This window comes from Streptomyces galbus, from assembly GCF_005280195.1.
Lineage (GTDB): Bacteria > Actinomycetota > Actinomycetes > Streptomycetales > Streptomycetaceae > Streptomyces > Streptomyces galbus.
Genome location: NZ_SZPR01000011.1, coordinates 287,821 through 303,951, shown reverse-complemented (window position 1 = coordinate 303,951; position 16,131 = coordinate 287,821). Strand labels below are relative to the sequence as shown.

General features: G+C 71.4%; 13 protein-coding genes. 7 read left to right on the top strand and 6 right to left on the bottom strand.

Translation table 11 applies throughout. The annotated features are described in order from the left end of the window. The first annotated feature begins 117 nt into the window (after window positions 1–117). The gene (locus tag E4U92_RS12420; RefSeq protein WP_229862190.1) at window positions 118–282 is read left to right on the top strand and encodes a hypothetical protein; all 165 of its coding nucleotides are present in this window, start codon (window positions 118–120) and stop codon (window positions 280–282) included. A gap of 116 nt (window positions 283–398) precedes the next feature. Here the strand turns inward: E4U92_RS12420 and dnaE are convergent, their stop codons facing one another. After that, window positions 399–3,938: a DNA polymerase III subunit alpha gene (gene dnaE / locus E4U92_RS12415; protein ID WP_137300390.1), complete on the bottom strand. Its 3,540-nt coding sequence runs from the start codon at window positions 3,936–3,938 to the stop codon at window positions 399–401. A 203-nt stretch (window positions 3,939–4,141) separates the two neighbouring features. On the opposite strand from dnaE, the gene E4U92_RS12410 reads away from it, so the two are divergent. The 5 genes from E4U92_RS12410 to E4U92_RS12390 all read left to right on the top strand — a co-directional run bounded on the left by E4U92_RS12410 (window position 4,142) and on the right by E4U92_RS12390 (window position 10,319). Continuing rightward, a complete protein-coding gene (locus tag E4U92_RS12410) occupies window positions 4,142–5,488 on the top strand; it encodes a DUF2252 domain-containing protein (protein WP_137300389.1) in 1,347 nt (448 codons plus the stop codon). 68 nt (window positions 5,489–5,556) lie between these two features. Continuing rightward, entirely contained in the window at window positions 5,557–6,258 is a 702-nt protein-coding gene (locus E4U92_RS12405; protein WP_137300388.1) for a hypothetical protein, read from the top strand. A 115-nt stretch (window positions 6,259–6,373) separates the two neighbouring features. Further along, on the top strand, window positions 6,374–7,186 hold the full coding sequence (locus E4U92_RS12400; protein ID WP_137300387.1) for a thioredoxin domain-containing protein: 813 nt from the start codon (window positions 6,374–6,376) through the stop codon (window positions 7,184–7,186). A gap of 137 nt (window positions 7,187–7,323) precedes the next feature. Then, complete coding sequence (locus E4U92_RS12395) at window positions 7,324–8,985, top strand: alkaline phosphatase D family protein (protein ID WP_137300386.1); 1,662 nt, start codon at window positions 7,324–7,326, stop codon at window positions 8,983–8,985. 341 nt (window positions 8,986–9,326) lie between these two features. Next, window positions 9,327–10,319, top strand: coding sequence for a zinc metalloprotease (locus E4U92_RS12390; protein ID WP_137300385.1), 993 nt, complete (start codon window positions 9,327–9,329; stop codon window positions 10,317–10,319). On the opposite strand, the gene E4U92_RS12385 is transcribed toward E4U92_RS12390, so the two are convergent. Further along, on the bottom strand, window positions 10,304–10,894 hold the full coding sequence (locus E4U92_RS12385) for a dienelactone hydrolase family protein (protein WP_137300384.1): 591 nt from the start codon (window positions 10,892–10,894) through the stop codon (window positions 10,304–10,306). The two genes, E4U92_RS12390 and E4U92_RS12385, sit on opposite strands and share 16 nt — an antisense overlap. 131 nt (window positions 10,895–11,025) lie before the next feature. Here E4U92_RS12385 and E4U92_RS12380 point away from each other — a divergent pair, with 131 nt between their 5' ends. Then, window positions 11,026–12,150, top strand: a complete 1,125-nt coding sequence (locus E4U92_RS12380) for a mechanosensitive ion channel family protein (RefSeq protein ID WP_137300383.1) — start codon at window positions 11,026–11,028, stop codon at window positions 12,148–12,150. A 15-nt stretch (window positions 12,151–12,165) separates the two neighbouring features. Here E4U92_RS12380 and E4U92_RS12375 read toward each other — a convergent pair whose 3' ends face one another. The 4 genes from E4U92_RS12375 to E4U92_RS12360 form a co-directional block, all read right to left on the bottom strand. Further along, window positions 12,166–12,906, bottom strand: a complete 741-nt coding sequence (locus E4U92_RS12375) for an SDR family NAD(P)-dependent oxidoreductase (RefSeq protein WP_137300382.1) — start codon at window positions 12,904–12,906, stop codon at window positions 12,166–12,168. Between the two features lie 100 nt (window positions 12,907–13,006). Next, entirely contained in the window at window positions 13,007–14,593 is a 1,587-nt protein-coding gene (locus E4U92_RS12370; protein ID WP_137300381.1) for a Na+/H+ antiporter, read from the bottom strand. A gap of 63 nt (window positions 14,594–14,656) precedes the next feature. After that, a complete protein-coding gene (locus E4U92_RS12365) occupies window positions 14,657–15,148 on the bottom strand; it encodes a GNAT family N-acetyltransferase (RefSeq protein ID WP_137300380.1) in 492 nt (163 codons plus the stop codon). Beyond that, a complete protein-coding gene (locus E4U92_RS12360; RefSeq protein ID WP_137300379.1) occupies window positions 15,145–16,089 on the bottom strand; it encodes an RluA family pseudouridine synthase in 945 nt (314 codons plus the stop codon). Before E4U92_RS12360 ends, E4U92_RS12365 begins: the two co-directional genes overlap by 4 nt. Window positions 16,090–16,131: the final 42 nt, after the last annotated feature.

Below are 16,131 nucleotides of genomic sequence, written 5' to 3'. Positions count from 1 at the left end.
GACGGGGCCCGACGACCTGCCGTGTGACACAGGGTAATTATCCGACATGCACGGCAAGTCGGCTTGTGTGAATCTGGATCCGGCCCTGGCCCCTAGATCCCCACAGGAGGCATCACCATGGCCAAGAACAAGAACCGTGACCGCAAGCAGCAGCGTCCGACCGACCGCGGGCAGAGCCCGGACCGTCGTCCCACGGCGGAGGCGGAGCCCCAGCCCGAGGTCGAGATGACCCCCGGCGACGTGGCGACACACAAGCGGAAGCGCAGCTTCGGCCACAACTGACGTCCGTGTGACGGGTTGTGACCGCACACGTGCCTGAGGGGCGTACCAGGTACCGGGTACGCCCCTCACGCGCGTCCGGGCCGCCCGGCGCCCCGCGCCCGCGCCCGGCCGGCGGCTCAGCCGGCCAGGCAGGACGGGCCGAGCAGCACCTTCAGGTCGCCGAACAGCGCCGGGTCGGGCTTGACCCGGTGCCGGTCCAGGCGCAGCACGGTGGTCCGGGTCGGGCCCTGGAGCTTGATGCGGACCTCGCTGTCGCCCTTGTGGTGGGTGAGGATCTCCCCGAGGCGGCTGACCATCGGCGGGGTGACCCGGGTGGCCGGGATGGTGAGCACCACGGGCGCGTTGGTGCCCGCGTTGGACAGGTCGGGGACCTGCAGCTCCATCGCCACCAGGCGGGGCACGTCCTCGCGCTTGTCGAGCCGGCCCTTGACGAACACCACGGCGTCCTCGACCAGTTGGGTCGACACGAGCTGGTAGGTCGCCGGGAAGAACATGCACTCGATGGAGCCGGCGAGGTCCTCGACGGTGGCGATGGCCCAGGCGTTGCCCTGCTTGGTCATCTTGCGCTGGAGGCCGGAGATGATGCCGCCGATGGTCACGACCGCGCCGTCCGCGTGCTCACCGCCGGTGAGCTGGGCGATGCCCGCGTCGGCCTTGTCGGACAGCACGTGCTCCAGCCCGAACAGCGGGTGGTCGGAGACGTACAGGCCGAGCATCTCGCGCTCCTGCGCGAGCAGGTAGGTCTTGTCCCACTCGTCGGTGGTGAACTCCACGTCGAGGCCGAAGCCCGGCTCGTCGCTCTGCTCCTCGCCCATCCCGCCGAAGAGGTCGAACTGGCCCTCGGCCTCCTTGCGCTTGACCGCGACCACGTTGTCGATCATCGGCTCGTACTGCGCGGTGAGGCCCTTGCGGGTGTGACCCATCGAGTCGAAGGCGCCGGCCTTGATCAGGGACTCCGTGGTCCGCTTGTTGCAGACGACCGCCTCGACCTTGTCGAGGTAGTCGGGGAAGGAGGTGTACTTCCCCTTGGCCTTGCGGCACTTGATGATCGACTCGACGACGTTGGTGCCGACGTTGCGCACGGCGGACAGGCCGAAGAGGATCACGTCGTCGCCCTGCGCGGCGAAGTTCGCCTCGGACTCGTTGACGTTCGGCGGCAGGACGCGGATGCCCATGCGGCGGCACTCGTTGAGGTAGACCGCCGACTTGTCCTTGTCGTCCTTGACGGAGGTCAGCAGGGCGGCCATGTACTCGGCGGGGTGGTTCGCCTTGAGGTAGGCGGTCCAGTACGACACCAGGCCGTACGCGGCGGAGTGCGCCTTGTTGAACGCGTAGCCGGCGAACGGGACCAGCACGTCCCACAGCGCCTGGATGGCCTCGTCGCTGTAGCCGTTCTTGCGGGCGCCGGCCTGGAAGATGGTGAAGTTCTTCGCCAGTTCCTCGGGCTTCTTCTTGCCCATCACGCGGCGGAGGATGTCGGCCTCGCCGAGCGAGTAGCCCGCGATGATCTGGGCGGCCTTCTGCACCTGCTCCTGGTAGACGATCAGGCCGTAGGTGACGTCCAGGACCTCCCTGAGCGGCTCCTCCAGCTCGGGGTGGATCGGCGTGATCTCCTGCTGGCCGTTCTTGCGCAGCGCGTAGTTCGTGTGGGAGTTCATGCCCATCGGGCCCGGCCGGTACAGGGCCGACACGGCGGAGATGTCCTCGAAGTTGTCCGGCTTCATCAGCCGCAGCAGCGAGCGCATCGGGCCGCCGTCGAACTGGAACACGCCGAGGGTGTCGCCGCGCTGGAGCAGGTCGAAGGTCGTGGGGTCGTCCAGCGGCAGGGACAGCAGGTCGATGTCGAGGCCCTTGTTGGCCTTCACCATCTTGACCGCGTCGTCCATGATCGTGAGGTTGCGCAGGCCCAGGAAGTCCATCTTCAGCAGGCCGAGCGACTCACAGCTCGGGTAGTCCCACTGGGTGATGGTCACGCCGTCGGTGTGGCGCACCCAGACCGGGACGTGCTCGGTGATGGTCTCGCTGGACATGATCACGCCGGCGGCGTGCACGCCCATCTGCCGCACCAGGCCCTCCACGCCGCGCGCGGTGTCGATGACCTTCTTCACGTCCGGCTCGTTCTCGTACATCGCCCGGACCTCGCCCGCCTCCGAGTAGCGGGGGTGGCTGGGGTCGGTGATGCCGGACAGCGGGATGCCCTTGCCGAGGACGTCGGCGGGCATGGCCTTGGTGATGCGGTCGCCCATCGCGTACGGGTAGCCCAGCACGCGCGCGGAGTCCTTGATCGCGTTCTTGGCCTTGATGGTGCCGTAGGTGCCGATCATGGCGACCTTGTCGGCGCCGTACTTCTCGGTCACGTACCGGATCACCTCGACGCGCCGGCGCTCGTCGAAGTCGATGTCGACGTCGGGCATGGAGATGCGCTCGGGGTTGAGGAACCGCTCGAAGATCAGGCCGTGCGGGATGGGGTCGAGGTCGGTGATGCCCATGGCGTAGGCGACGATCGAGCCGGCCGCGGAGCCACGGCCGGGGCCGACCGCGATGCCCTGCTTCTTGGCCCACATGATGAAGTCGGCGACCACGAGGAAGTAGCCCGGGAAGCCCATCGAGATGATGGTGTCCATCTCGTACTCGGCCTGCTTCTGGCGGTCCTCGGGGATGCCGTCCGGGTAGCGGCGCTCCATGCCGCGGCGGACCTCCTCCTTGAACCAGGTGACCTCGGTGTAGCCCTCGGGGATGTCGAACTTGGGCATGAGGTCGCGCTTCTCGAACATGCCGGTGGTGTCCACCATCTCGGCGACGAGCAGCGTGTTGGCGCAGCCCTCCTGCCAGGCGTCCGAGGAGTCGATGGCGTACATCTCGTCCGTGGACTTCAGGTAGTAGCCGGTGCCGTCGAACTTGAAGCGGTCGGGGTCGGAGAGGTTCTTGCCGGTCTGGATGCACAGCAGGGCGTCGTGGGCGGTCGCCTCGTGCGCGTAGGTGTAGTGCGAGTCGTTGGTGACCAGCGGGGGGATGCCGAGCTTGCGGCCGATCTCCAGCAGGCCGTCGCGGACCCGGCGCTCGATCTCGATGCCGTGGTCCATCAGCTCCAGGAAGTACTTGTCCTTGCCGAAGATGTCCTGGTACTCGGCGGCGGCCTTCAGCGCCTCGTCGAAGTGGCCGAGGCGCAGCCGGGTCTGCACCTCGCCGGAGGGGCAGCCGGTGGAGGCCACGATGCCCTCGGACCACTGGGCGATGGTCTCCTTGTCCATCCGGGGCCACTTCTGCAGCCAGCCCTCGGCGTAGGCGTCGGAGGACAGCCGGAAGAGGTTGTGCAGTCCGGTCCGGTTCACCGCCCACATCGTCTTGTGGGTGTAGCCGCCGGAACCGGAGATGTCGTCGCGCTTCTGGTGCGGCTGGCCCCAGAGGATCTTGCGCTTGTTGCGCCGGGACTCGGGGGCGACGTACGCCTCGATCCCGATGATCGGGGTGATCCCGGCCTTCTTCGCGGAGTGGAAGAAGTCGTACGCGCCGTGCAGGTTGCCGTGGTCGGACATGGCGATGTGGGTCATGCCCATCTCGTTGCACGCGTTGAACATGTCCTTCAGCCGCGCGGCACCGTCCAGCAGCGAGTACTGGGTGTGGACGTGCAGGTGCGTGAACGGCGGCTTCGACACGGTGCGGCCTCCAGGGGAACGAGCGGCGACGGGACGGCGGACAGTCCGGGGTCAGCGTCGAAGTCTATGCCTCGGGACTGACACCGGGCGGGTCGCCCCGCGTACCTTCACAGCGAGGGCCGCGGGCACTTCCCGGCGGCCCCGTCCGTTGGGAGACGACAGGAACGCTGTCGTACACGTCATGCACCAGGAGGCACCCCGCGATGTCGGTCACCCCGCTCAACGAGGAGCAGCGCGGTGAGGAGATCCTCACCGTCTTCGACACCGCCTTCGGCGAGCTCCTGGCCGCCGACCCGGCCGCGTTCCGGGTGAAGTTCCGCAAGATGGCGGCCTCGGCGTTCGCCTTCTACCGGGGCACGGCCTGCCTCTTCTACCACGACCTGGACGCGGCGAACGGACCGGGCGAGTCGCGCGGGGACAGCGGGCCCTACCAGGACGAGCGCACCTCGCGCGTGTGGATCCACGGCGACCTGCACGCGGAGAACTTCGGCACGTACATGGACTCCAACGGCCGGCTGATCTTCAACGTCAACGACTTCGACGAGGCCTACGTCGGCCCCTTCACCTGGGACCTGAAGCGCTTCTCGGCGTCGATCGCGCTGATCGGGTACGCCAAGGCGCTCAGCGACGAGCAGATCAGCGAGCTGGTGGGGATCTACGCGGGCGCGTACCGCGAACGCATCCGCTCGCTGGCGACCGGCGCCAAGAGCGACGAGGTGCCCCCGTTCACCCTGGACACGGCGACCGGCCCGCTGCTGGACGCCCTGCGCGACGCCCGTTCGCTGACCCGGTTCGGCCTGCTGGAGTCGATGACCGAGATCCGCGACTTCGAGCGCCGCTTCGCCCCCGGCGGCGGCTCGATAGAGCTGGACGCGGCCACCCGCTACAAGGTGCTGGCCGCCTTCGACGGCTACCTGGAGACGCTCCCGGACTCCTCGCTGGCCCGCCCGGACTCCTACCGCGTCAAGGACGTCGTGGGCCGGCGCGGCATCGGCATCGGCTCGGCGGGCCTGCCGTCGTACAACATCCTGCTGGAGGGCCACAGCGACGCCCTGGAGAACGACGTCGTGATCTACATCAAGCAGGCCCAGACCCCGGCCGTCTCCCGGCACATCACCGACCGGGCGATCCGGGACTACTTCCAGCACGAGGGGCACCGCACGGTGATCTCCCAGCGCGCCCTGCAGGCGCACGCCGACCCGTGGCTGGGCTGGACCGAGCTGGACGGCGCCGGGCAGCTCGTCGCGGAGGTCTCGCCGTACGCGGTGGACCTGGACTGGGGCGACATCGACGACCCGGAGGAGATCGCGGCGGTCGTCGCCGACCTCGGCCGGGCCACGGCGTCGATGCACTCGGCGGCGGACGACACCTCCGGGGAGTCCCTGGTGCCGTTCTCCACCGAGCGGGCCATCGACGCGGCGATCGCGGCCGACGAGGAGGGCTTCGCGCCGCTGCTGGTCGACTTCGCGCACCGCTACGGCGCCCGCGCGCGGGCGGACCACCAGATCTTCGTGGACCTGTTCCGCAACGGGCGGATTCCGGGTCTGTGACGGAAAGGACGCTCACAGGTCCCCTTTAGGGGTCCCTTACAGGAGCGCGTGCCACACTCGTTGTCGCTATGGACATATCCGGGACCCGCCTCAGAGCCGTACGCGCGGCGCTGTTCACGGCACTCGTCGTGACGCTCAGCACCGCGTCGCACGTGCTGCTGTCGCGGGCTCCCCTGCCGCTGAACACGGTGGCCGCCGTCGCGGCCGCCGTGTTCGCGCTCGCCTACGCCCTGGCGGGCCGCGAGCGCGGCTTCGGGCACATCGCCGCGCTGCTGGTGCCGCTGGAGCTGGCGGCCGACACGGTCCTCACCACCGGCCAGCACGTCTGCTACGGCCCGGCCGGCGGCCCGGTGACCGGCCCGCTGCGCTCGGTCGGCTGGGACGTCCTGTGCGGCGACGGCACCCGCGTGGGCACCCCGCTGGCCCGACTCACGGGCACCGACGCCGACCGCCTCGGCGGGGTGCTGGCCCACTCCGACCCCGGGACGGCCTGGCTGCTGCTGGCCGCGCACCTCACGGTGGGCCTGACCGCCGCGGCCTGGCTGCGCCGGGGTGAGCGGGCCCTGGCCCAGCTCCTGCGCGCGGCGACCGCGACGACGTTCCGCCCGCTGCTGCTGGCGGTGGCCGCCTCGACCGTACGACGCGCCCCGTCGGCCGCCCGCCCGCCGCGCTCCGCGCTGCGTCCGGACCTCCCTCGGGACCCGCTCCTCGTGCACGGCCCGGGCCGACGCGGCCCCCCGCGCCCCGACGCCCTGCGCCTCGCCGCCTGAGCGGCGGGCCGGGAGATCCTCCTGCGCGGCCCCCGCGCACCTCGTCGAGCACGAGCAGCACCCCCACACGTATCCGCGCACGAGCCCGTGCGCGTCCCCCAGGGAGAACACAGACATGAGCAAGCGCAACAGCCAGGCCGCGAAGACGGCGGCCCGCGAGCGGCTGCGCATCGAGCGCGAGCGCGCTGCCAAGCGCGCGAAGGTCCGCCGCCAGGTCATCGTCGCCGCCTCCGCGGTGGCCGTGCTGGCCGCGGCCGGCGGCATAGGCTACGCCGTCGTCCAGGCCAACAAGCCCGGCCACTGGGAAGAGGCGAAGACGGCCACCCTGGTCAAGCCCGCGAACTCCAGCGGCAAGAACGGCACCACCGTGGTGGTCGGCAAGAGCACCGCCAAGAAGACCCTCGAGATGTACGAGGACCCGCGCTGCCCGATCTGCTCCCAGTTCGAGCAGACGGTCGGCCCGACGGTGAAGTCCGACCTGGACGCCGGCAAGTTCAAGATCCAGTACATCGGCGCCACCTTCCTGGACAACACCATGAGCGGTGAGGGCTCCAAGAACGCCCTCAGCGCGCTCGGTGCCGCGCTCGACGTCAGCCCCGAGGCGTTCTTCGAGTACAAGACCGCCATGTACTCGGCGAAGTGGCACCCCGAGGAGACCGACGACAAGTTCAAGAGCGACGCCTACCTGATCAAGATCGCGGACACCGTCCCGGCGCTGAAGGGCAACGCCAAGTTCCAGAAGGCGGTCAAGGACGGCACCTACGACCGGTGGGCGCTGGAGATGTCCAAGGTGTTCGACAAGAGCGGCGTCAGCGGCACCCCGACGCTGAAGATGGACGGCAAGACCCTCACCGGCTCGGACGGCAAGAACGCCCCGATGACGGTGGCCGACTTCACCACGGCGCTCACGGCGGCCCTCAAGGGCTGACCCGGCGCACGGCGCGATCCGGCACGCGGGCCCGGCACGGCTCGCCGGCCCGGTACTGCCGACCGGCACGCGAAGAGCGGGCGAACTTTCGGGAGTTCGCCCGCTTTTCGGCGTACCGCTGAGTAACCTGATCGCCCGTGACCAGTCGAGACAGAGCCTCACAAGGCCTCAAGCCGCTTGCCCCGCGCCGCCGTACGGTCGTCAAGGCCGCCGCGGCCACCGCCGTCCTGGCCGGACCGCTCGCCGCCGCGCTGCCCGCCCGGGCCGCCGACGACACGCCGGCCTTCCTGCACGGCGTCGCCTCCGGCGACCCGCTCCCGGACGGCATCCTGCTGTGGACCCGCGTGACCCCGACCGCCGGGGCGACACCGGGTTCCGGCATCGGCCCCGACATCAAGGTCGAGTGGGTGATAGCCCAGGACAAGGCGCTGACCACCGTCGTCGCCAAGGGGTCCGTCACCGCCACCGCCGCCTCCGACCACACCGTCAAGGCGGACGTGCGCGGCCTGCAGCCCGCCACCGACTACTGGTTCCGCTTCTCGGCCGGCGGCACCGACTCCCCGGTGGCGCGCACCCGCACCGCGCCGGCGGTGGACGCCGCGGTGCCGGGCCTGCGCTTCGGCGTGGTCTCCTGCGCCAACTGGGAGGCCGGCTACTTCTCCGCCTACCGCCACCTCGCCGCCCGCTCCGACCTGGACGCCTGGCTGCACCTGGGCGACTACATCTACGAGTACGGCACCGGCCAGTACGGCACCCGCGACACGGTCGTACGGCCGCACGCGCCGGCCCACGAGATCCTCACCCTCGCCGACTACCGCACCCGGCACGGCCGTTACAAGACCGACCCGGACCTCCAGGCGCTGCACCACAAGGCGCCGGTCGTGGCGATCTGGGACGACCACGAGTTCGCCAACGACGCCTGGTCGGGCGGCGCCGAGAACCACACCGAGGGCGCCGAGGGCACCTGGACGGCCCGTCAGGCCGCCGCACGCCAGGCCTACTTCGAGTGGATGCCGGTCCGCCCGGCCATCGCCGGCACCACCTACCGCCGGCTGCGCTTCGGCAAGCTGGCCGACCTGTCGCTGCTGGACCTGCGCTCGTTCCGCTCCCAGCAGGTCAAGACCGGCAACGGCGGCGTCGACGACCCGGACCGCACCCTCACCGGCCGCGCCCAGCTCGACTGGCTCAAGGCGGGCCTGCAGTCCTCCGACACCACCTGGCGGCTGGTCGGCAACTCGGTCATGATCTCGCCGTTCGCGATCGGCGCGCTCACCGCGGACCTGCTGAAGCCGCTGGCGGAGCTGCTGGGCCTGCCGAAGGAGGGCCTCGCCCTCAACACCGACCAGTGGGACGGCTACACCGACGACCGCCGCGAGCTGCTGGCCCACCTGCGCGCGCACGCCATCCGCAACACCGTCTTCCTGACCGGCGACATCCACATGGCGTGGGCCAACGACGTGCCGGTGGACGCCGGCACGTACCCGCTGTCCGCCTCCGCCGCCACCGAGTTCGTGGTGACCTCGGTGACCTCCGACAACCTCGACGACCTGGTGAAGGTCCCCGAGGGCACGGTCTCCGCGGTGGCCGCGCCGCTCATCCGCGCCGCCAACCGGCACGTCCACTGGGTCGACACCGACCGCCACGGCTACGGCGTCCTGGACATCACCGCCGCCCGCGCGCAGATGGACTACTACGTGCTCTCCGACCGCACCCGGCCCGACGCGACCTCGTCCTGGGCGCGCTCGTACCGCACGCGCAGCGGCACGCAGAAGGTCGAGCGGACCTACGACCCTGTGTAAAAGCTGTGTGTGGACGACGTAACGACGGTGCGTGAGGGGCGCTTTCCGGCCACCTCGGCGCCACCTGCGGGTCACCCCCGAGGCGGGTACGGGCCACCCCCGTACCCGCCTCGGCGGGTCAGGCGGGGACGACGGGCGGCGTGTTCCGGTCACGAACCGGCGCACACCGTCTCATGCCTCCACCCGCTCGACCCGCCACCCCCGCTTCGATCACCCACGGTCACCGGGCAGTTGATGGCTGGAACGATGCTCTTCGGACATGGTCATGTCCACGTAATCTCCGGGCGGTGGCCAGGAAGACCCCTGCGCCCCTCTCCCCACCGATTCCACCAGGAGTCAGCATGCGTGCGTTCGCCCGGACGTCCCCCCAGACGCGCAGACGCCTTCTCGGCACGGCCGCCGTGGCCGGCACCCTGATGCTCGCCCCGCTGTCGACGCCCACCGGTGTGGCCGCGGCCGGCACCCTCGCCCACACCGCCGCCTCCGCCTGCGCGGACACCGCGGACGCGACGGCCCGCCAGGCCCGCCCCGGCAACGGCGCGCACGCCGCCGAGCCCAACGAGGTCACCGAGGCGGGGGCCCAGGCCATGAACGCCGACCTGCGCAAGAAGCTGGACCAGTTGCGCGTCAGCGGCCGAAACGTTTCCGCAGTGGCCGCGGCCAGCATCCCGGTCTACTTCCACGTGATCCACGACGGCGCCAAGGGCCAGCTCAGCTCCTCGGCGATCAGCTCCCAGATCAACGTGCTGAACGCGGCCTACGCCGGCCAGGGCACCGGGAACACCGACTCCGGCTTCCAGTTCACGCTGGCCGGCACCGACTACACGGACAACGCCACCTGGTACAACCTGTCCTCCGGCTCCACCGCCGAGAAGGCCATGAAGACCGCGCTGCGCAAGGGCGGCGCCAACGCGCTGAACATCTACACCGCCAACCTCGGCGGCGGCCTCCTCGGCTGGGCCACCTTCCCCAGCTCCTACAAGTCCAGCCCGTCCATGGACGGCGTCGTCATCCTCGACGCGTCCCTGCCGGGCGGCACCGCGACCAACTACGACCAGGGCGACACCGCCACCCACGAGGTCGGCCACTGGCTGGGGCTCTACCACACCTTCCAGGGCGGCTGCAGCGGCAGCGGCGACTACGTCGACGACACCCCGGCCGAGAAGAGCGCCGCGTACCAGTGCCCGACGGGCCGTGACACCTGCACCAACAAGGCGGGCGTCGACCCCATCCACAACTTCATGGACTACACGTACGACGCCTGCATGTACCAGTTCACCCCGGGCCAGGTGACCCGCATGCAGCAGAGCTGGGCCGCCTACCGCGCGGGCTGATCCTCCTGGAGCGACGCGAGGAAGCCGAGCGCCACCCGCCAGGTGGCCTCGGCGGCCTCGCGGTCGTAGTCGGGCAGGTCGGGGTCGGTGTAGAGGTGGCCGGCCCCGGCGTACCGGTGGATCTCCACGTCGGCGCCCGCCCGGCGCATCTGCAGGTACCAGGAGCCGAGCCAGTCCTCCGTCTCGAAGGGGTCCGGCTCCGCGATGTGGAGCTGCACCGGCAGGTCGTCCACCGAGGCGTTCGGCGCGAGGTCGGAGGTGCCGTGCAGGAGCAGCAGCCCGCGCGCCTTGTCGTCACCGAGGGCCAGGGTCTGCGCGACCGACGCGCCGAGCGAGAACCCGGCGTACACCAGGTGCCGCTCCGAGTAGGGCGCGGCCGCCAGCACGGCCCGCCGCAGCAGCTCCTCCTTGCCGAGGCGCTCCTTGAACTCCATGCCCTCCTCGACGTCCTCGAACGTGCGCCCGTCGAAGAGGTCCGGCGTCCACACCTCGTGCCCGGCGGCACGCAGCCGGTCCGCCGCCGCGTGCACGGCGGGCCTGAGGCCATGGGTCGAGTGAAACAGCATGACGTTCATGGGGACCATGGTGCCAGCCCCGCCGACGGCCCTCACGACACCGCTCGGGGCACCCCGCGCACAGAAGTTCATGGCGATCGTCACAGGAACCTCAGGTTCAGCCCCCTGCGGTCCCGGTTACGTTCGAAGACATGGAGAACCTGCTCCGACCCGTGATCGTGGTCGGGGGTGCGGTCGTACTGACACTCGTCATCGGCTGGGCCTCCGACCTTCTGCTGCGCAAGGCGGACGCCCGGCACCACGAGACACCCTTGTGGGGCCTGCTGCGCCGCGGCCGCATCCCCTACCAGCTCGTGCTGTGCGCGGCCCTGCTCAGAGGCTCCTACGACCAGGCGGAACTGCTCCTGGAACACCGGGTCGGCATCGGCCGCTTCCTGACGCTGGTGCTGATCGGCTCCGCGGCCTGGCTGATCATCCGGATCGCCTCCGCGATCGTGCAGACCTCGTACGAGCGGTACGCCAGCGCCCGCGCCCAGCGCGACCCGGCACGGGTGCGCCGGGTGCGCACCCAGGTCGCGCTGATCATGCGGGTGGTGTCGGCGGTCGTCGGGGTGGTGGCCGTCGCGGCGATGCTGCTGACGTTCCCCGCCATGCGCGCGGCCGGCGCCTCGCTGCTCGCCTCGGCCGGCATCGTCGGCATCGTCGCCGGTGTGGCCGCGCAGTCGACCCTGAGCAACATGTTCGCCGGGTTCCAGATCGCCTTCGGCGACATGGTGCGCCTCGGTGACGTGGTGGTCGTGGACGGCGAGTGGGGCACGGTCGAGGACGTCACGCTGACCTACCTGACCGTGCGGACCTGGGACGAGCGCCGGATCACCATGCCGGTGTCGTACTTCACCTCCAAGCCGTTCGAGAACTGGTCGCGCGGCACCCCCCAGATGACCGGCATCGTGTACTGGCACCTGGACCACTCGGCGCCGACCGAGCTGATGCGCGAGAAGCTGCGCGACATCCTGCGCGAGTGCCCCGCCTGGGACGGCCGCGACTACGGCCTGGTGGTGACCGACTCCACGCCCAACACCCTGCAGGTGCGCGCCCTGGTGACGGCGAAGGACGCCGACGACGTGTGGACGGTGCGGGTGGCGGTGCGCGAGCAGATGATCCGCTGGCTGGCCGAGCACCACCCGTACGCGCTGCCCCGGGTCAACACCGCGGGCGCGGTGCCCCCGCCGGGCCGGGTGCCCTCGCAGACGCCGTGGGAGGAGTTCCGGAGCGACCACCGGGCGTACGAGAAGCCGCGCACCGGCCGGGGCTGAGAGCCCCGGCCGTCCTCAATGGCCCCGCTCGGCGCCGCCGTTGACCTGGATGATCTGGGACGTGACGTGGGCGGCGCCGGGCGACGCCAGCCAGTGCAGGGTGGCGGCGACGTCCCCCGGGGTCCCGGCCCGCCCGGTGGAGGTCTCGGCGACCAGCCGCTCCCGGCGGGCCGGGTCGATGGCCGGCCCGAAGAACTCGGTGTCCTCGACGTAGCCGGGCGCCACCACGTTCACCGTGATCCCGCGCGGCCCCACCTGCCGGGCCAGGTCGTGCGCGTAGGGGTGCAGGGCCGCCTTGGCCCCGCCGTACGCCCCGCTGCCCGACCCCCGGTAGGCGGCGACCGAGCTGAGGAAGAGCACCCGCCCGCCGGGCTCGGCGAGCCGTTCCTTCAACGCCTCGGTGAGCAGCACGGCCGTGAGGGTGTTGAGCCGGAAGTTCACGCCCCAGTCGTGGGCGACGCGCTCCAGGGGGTCGTCGGTGCCGGCCAGCGGTTCGAGCTGCCCGGTGCCGCCCGCGCAGTGGACGAGCACGTCGACGGTGCCCAGCTCCTCCGCGACGAACCGGGCGACGCCCCGCACGTCGTCCACGTCGCTCAGGTCGGCGGCCCGGGTGAGCGCCCCGGGCACCCCGGCCCGCTCGAGCACCTCCGCCCGGCGCCCGAGCAGCAGCACCCGGTCCCCGTCGGCGGCGAACACCCGCGCCGCGGCCAACCCGATTCCACTGCCCCCACCACTGACAACGATGTTCCGAGCCATGATCGGAGCGTACCCGCAGGGGCCGGGCCGAGGGCCGCCCTTGACACGACTGTCGCGAAACGGGCGGGAAAGCGGGGCCGGCACCGTGCCCCCGGACGGCTCACCGCAGGCTGCGCACGTCCAGTTGCCGCAGCACCCGGTCCACCACCTCCGGGTTCGCCCCCGCCTCGCTGCGCGCCGCCAGCACCTCGTGCCGCGCGGCGCTGAGCATCTCCCCCTGGATCCGCCGCACCCGCTTCAGCCGGCGCACCCGCTTCTCGTGCCCCTCCTTGCGCTCCTCCTCGCCGATGTCCGGGCTGATCCGCACACCGATCTCGAACGCCCGCCGCAGCATCTGCTCGGAGAAGTCCTCGGGCAGCTCCTCCACCGCCTCGATCTCCCGCAGCCGCGCCTTCGCCGCCTTCGCGGCGCGCACCGCCAGCTCCCGCTCGAACGCCTTCTCCCGCTCCGTGTCGGCCCGTACCCCGAGCCGCTTCACCAGCCACGGCAGCGTCAGCCCCTGCACCACCAGCGTCGCCATGATCACCCCGAAGGCGATGAAGATGATCTCGTCCCGGTCGGGGAACGCACCGCCGTCGTCGGTCTTGAGCGGGACGGCCAGGGCCAGCGCCACCGACGCCACGCCCCGCATCCCGGACCACCACATGACGACGGTCTCCCGCCAGCTCACCGGGATGTCCTCGTCCCGGTCCCGCCGGGCGTGCAGCCGCTGCGTCAGCCAGGTCGCCGGCAGCAGCCAGAGCAGCCGTACGACGATGACGACGGCCACCACGATCCCCGCCCACCCCAGCATCTCGCTCCACCGCCCGGACGCCGTACGGACCGCGTTGTGCAGCTCCAGCCCGATCAGGCCGAACGCCACGCCGGTGACGAGCGTGTCGACGATGTCCCAGAAGGCGTGCCCGGCGAGCCGGGTCAGCACGTCGTCGGGGTCGGTGGCGTACTCCGCGATGAACAGCGAGGTGGTGAGCACGGCGAGCACTCCGGAGCCGTGCAGCTCCTCGGCGAGGACGTAGGAGGCGTACGGCACGAGCAGCGTGAGGCCGATCTGCAGGGTCGCCTCGCCGAGCCGGTCGAGGAGTTTGTTGGCGCCCCAGCCGAGCGCCAGCCCGACGGCGACCGCGACCACGGCGGAGAGCACGAACTCCAGCGCGGCGCCGCCCAGCTCGAAGCTGCCGCTGACGACGGCGGTGATCGCCACGTGGTAGAGCACGATGGCGGTCACGTCGTTGAACAGGCCCTCGCCCTCCAGGATGGACACCAGGCGCCGCGGCAGCCCGAGCTGTCCGGCGACGGCGGTGGCGGCGACCGGGTCGGGCGGCGCGACCAGCGCGCCCAGCGCCACGGCGGCGGCGATCGGCAGGCCGGGCACCACGGTGTGCGCGACGACGGCGACGCACGCCGTCGTGACGAACACCAGCGCCACGGCCAGCAGGAAGATCGGCCGTTTGTTGGCGGTGAACTGCCGCCAGGAGGTGCGCCGCACCGCCGCGTACAGCAAGGGCGGCAGCACCAGCGGGAGGATCAGGTCGGGCGGCACCTGCACGTTGGGCACGAAGTCGAGCAGCGCGAGCGCGATCCCCAGCAGGGTCATCAGCACCGGCGCGGGCAGTCCGAGCCGGTCCCCCACCGGGACGCTCAGCACAGCCCCGAGCAGCAGCACGAACAACAGGGCCAGCTGGTCCACGGTCAGCACTCCGGGCAGGTCGACGGCGCGGGAACGGATCTCCAGCGTGCCACGCCGACGCGATCACACCGCGGGCAAAACCCTGCGCATCGCCCGGTGCGCGATCCCGGCGTCGGGGAACTCCGGTCCGTACGCCGTGTACCCCAGTCGCTCGTAGAACCCCAGCGCGTGCGTCTGCGCGTGCAGGTCCACGGCCGCCAGGCCCCGCGCGCGGGCCGCCTCCTCGATGGCCCGCACCAGCGCGGCGCCCACGCCGAGGCCGCGCGCCGCGCGTGCGACCGCGAGCCGCCCCAGCGAACCCACCGAGGCGTCGCCCCCGGTCCTGCCCACGGCCGCCTCGCCGTGCAGCAGCCGCCCGGTGCCGAGCGGCAGGCCGTCCTCGCGGACCGCCAGCACGTGCACGGCGACGGCGTCGTACGCGTCGTACTCGATCTCCTCGGGGACGCCCTGCTCGGCGACGAAGACCTCCTTGCGCACCGCGAAGCACGCCTCACGGCCGGCGAGGTCCTCGACGACCCGCACGGTGTACGACGGGACGCCCGGTGCCCCGGTCATCCGTAGGTCTCCTCACGGACCTGGTCCAGCGCACGCTGCAGGTCCTCGGGGTAGTCGCTGGCGAACTCCGCCCACTCGCCGTCCCCGGGGTGCTCGAAGCCCAGGCGCACGGCGTGCAGCCACTGGCGGGTCAGCCGCAGCCGCTTGGCGAGCGTCGGGTCGGCGCCGTAGGTCAGGTCGCCGACGCACGGGTGGCGGTGGGCGGCCATGTGGACGCGGATCTGGTGGGTGCGGCCGGTCTCCAGCTTCACGTCGAGCAGGGACGCGGCGCGGAACGCCTCGATCAGGTCGTAGTGCGTGACCGAGGGCTTGCCGTCGGCGGTGACCGCCCACTTGTAGTCGTGCTGGGGGTGCCGGCCGATGGGCGCGTCGATGGTGCCGCTGGTCGGGTCCGGGTGGCCCTGGACGAGCGTGTGGTAGCGCTTGTCGACCGTGCGCTCCTTGAACTGGCGCTTGAGCGAGGTGTACGCGCGCTCCGACTTGGCGACGACCATCAGGCCGGAGGTGCCGACGTCCAGGCGGTGCACGATGCCCTGGCGTTCGGCGGCACCCGAGGTCGAGATGCGGTACCCGGCGGCGGCGAGCCCGCCGATCACGGTGGGCCCGGTCCAGCCCGGCGACGGGTGGGCGGCGACCCCGACCGGCTTGACGATCACGACGACGTCGTCGTCGTCGTGCACGATCTCCATGCCCTCGACGGGCTCGGCGACCACCTGGACGGGCTGGGGCGCCTGCGGCATCTCCACCTCGAGCCAGGCCCCGCCGTGCACCCGCTCCGACTTGCCGACCACCGACCCGTCGACCGTGACCTTCCCCGAGGCGGCGAGCTCGGCCGCCTTGGTGCGGGAGAAGCCGAACATGCGGGAGATGGCGGCGTCGACGCGCTCGCCCTCCAGGCCGTCGGGCACGGGCAGGGTACGGATCTCGGGAATCGTGCTCACCCGTCGAGTATGCCGGACGGGTCCGGCCCGCCCGTACGCCCG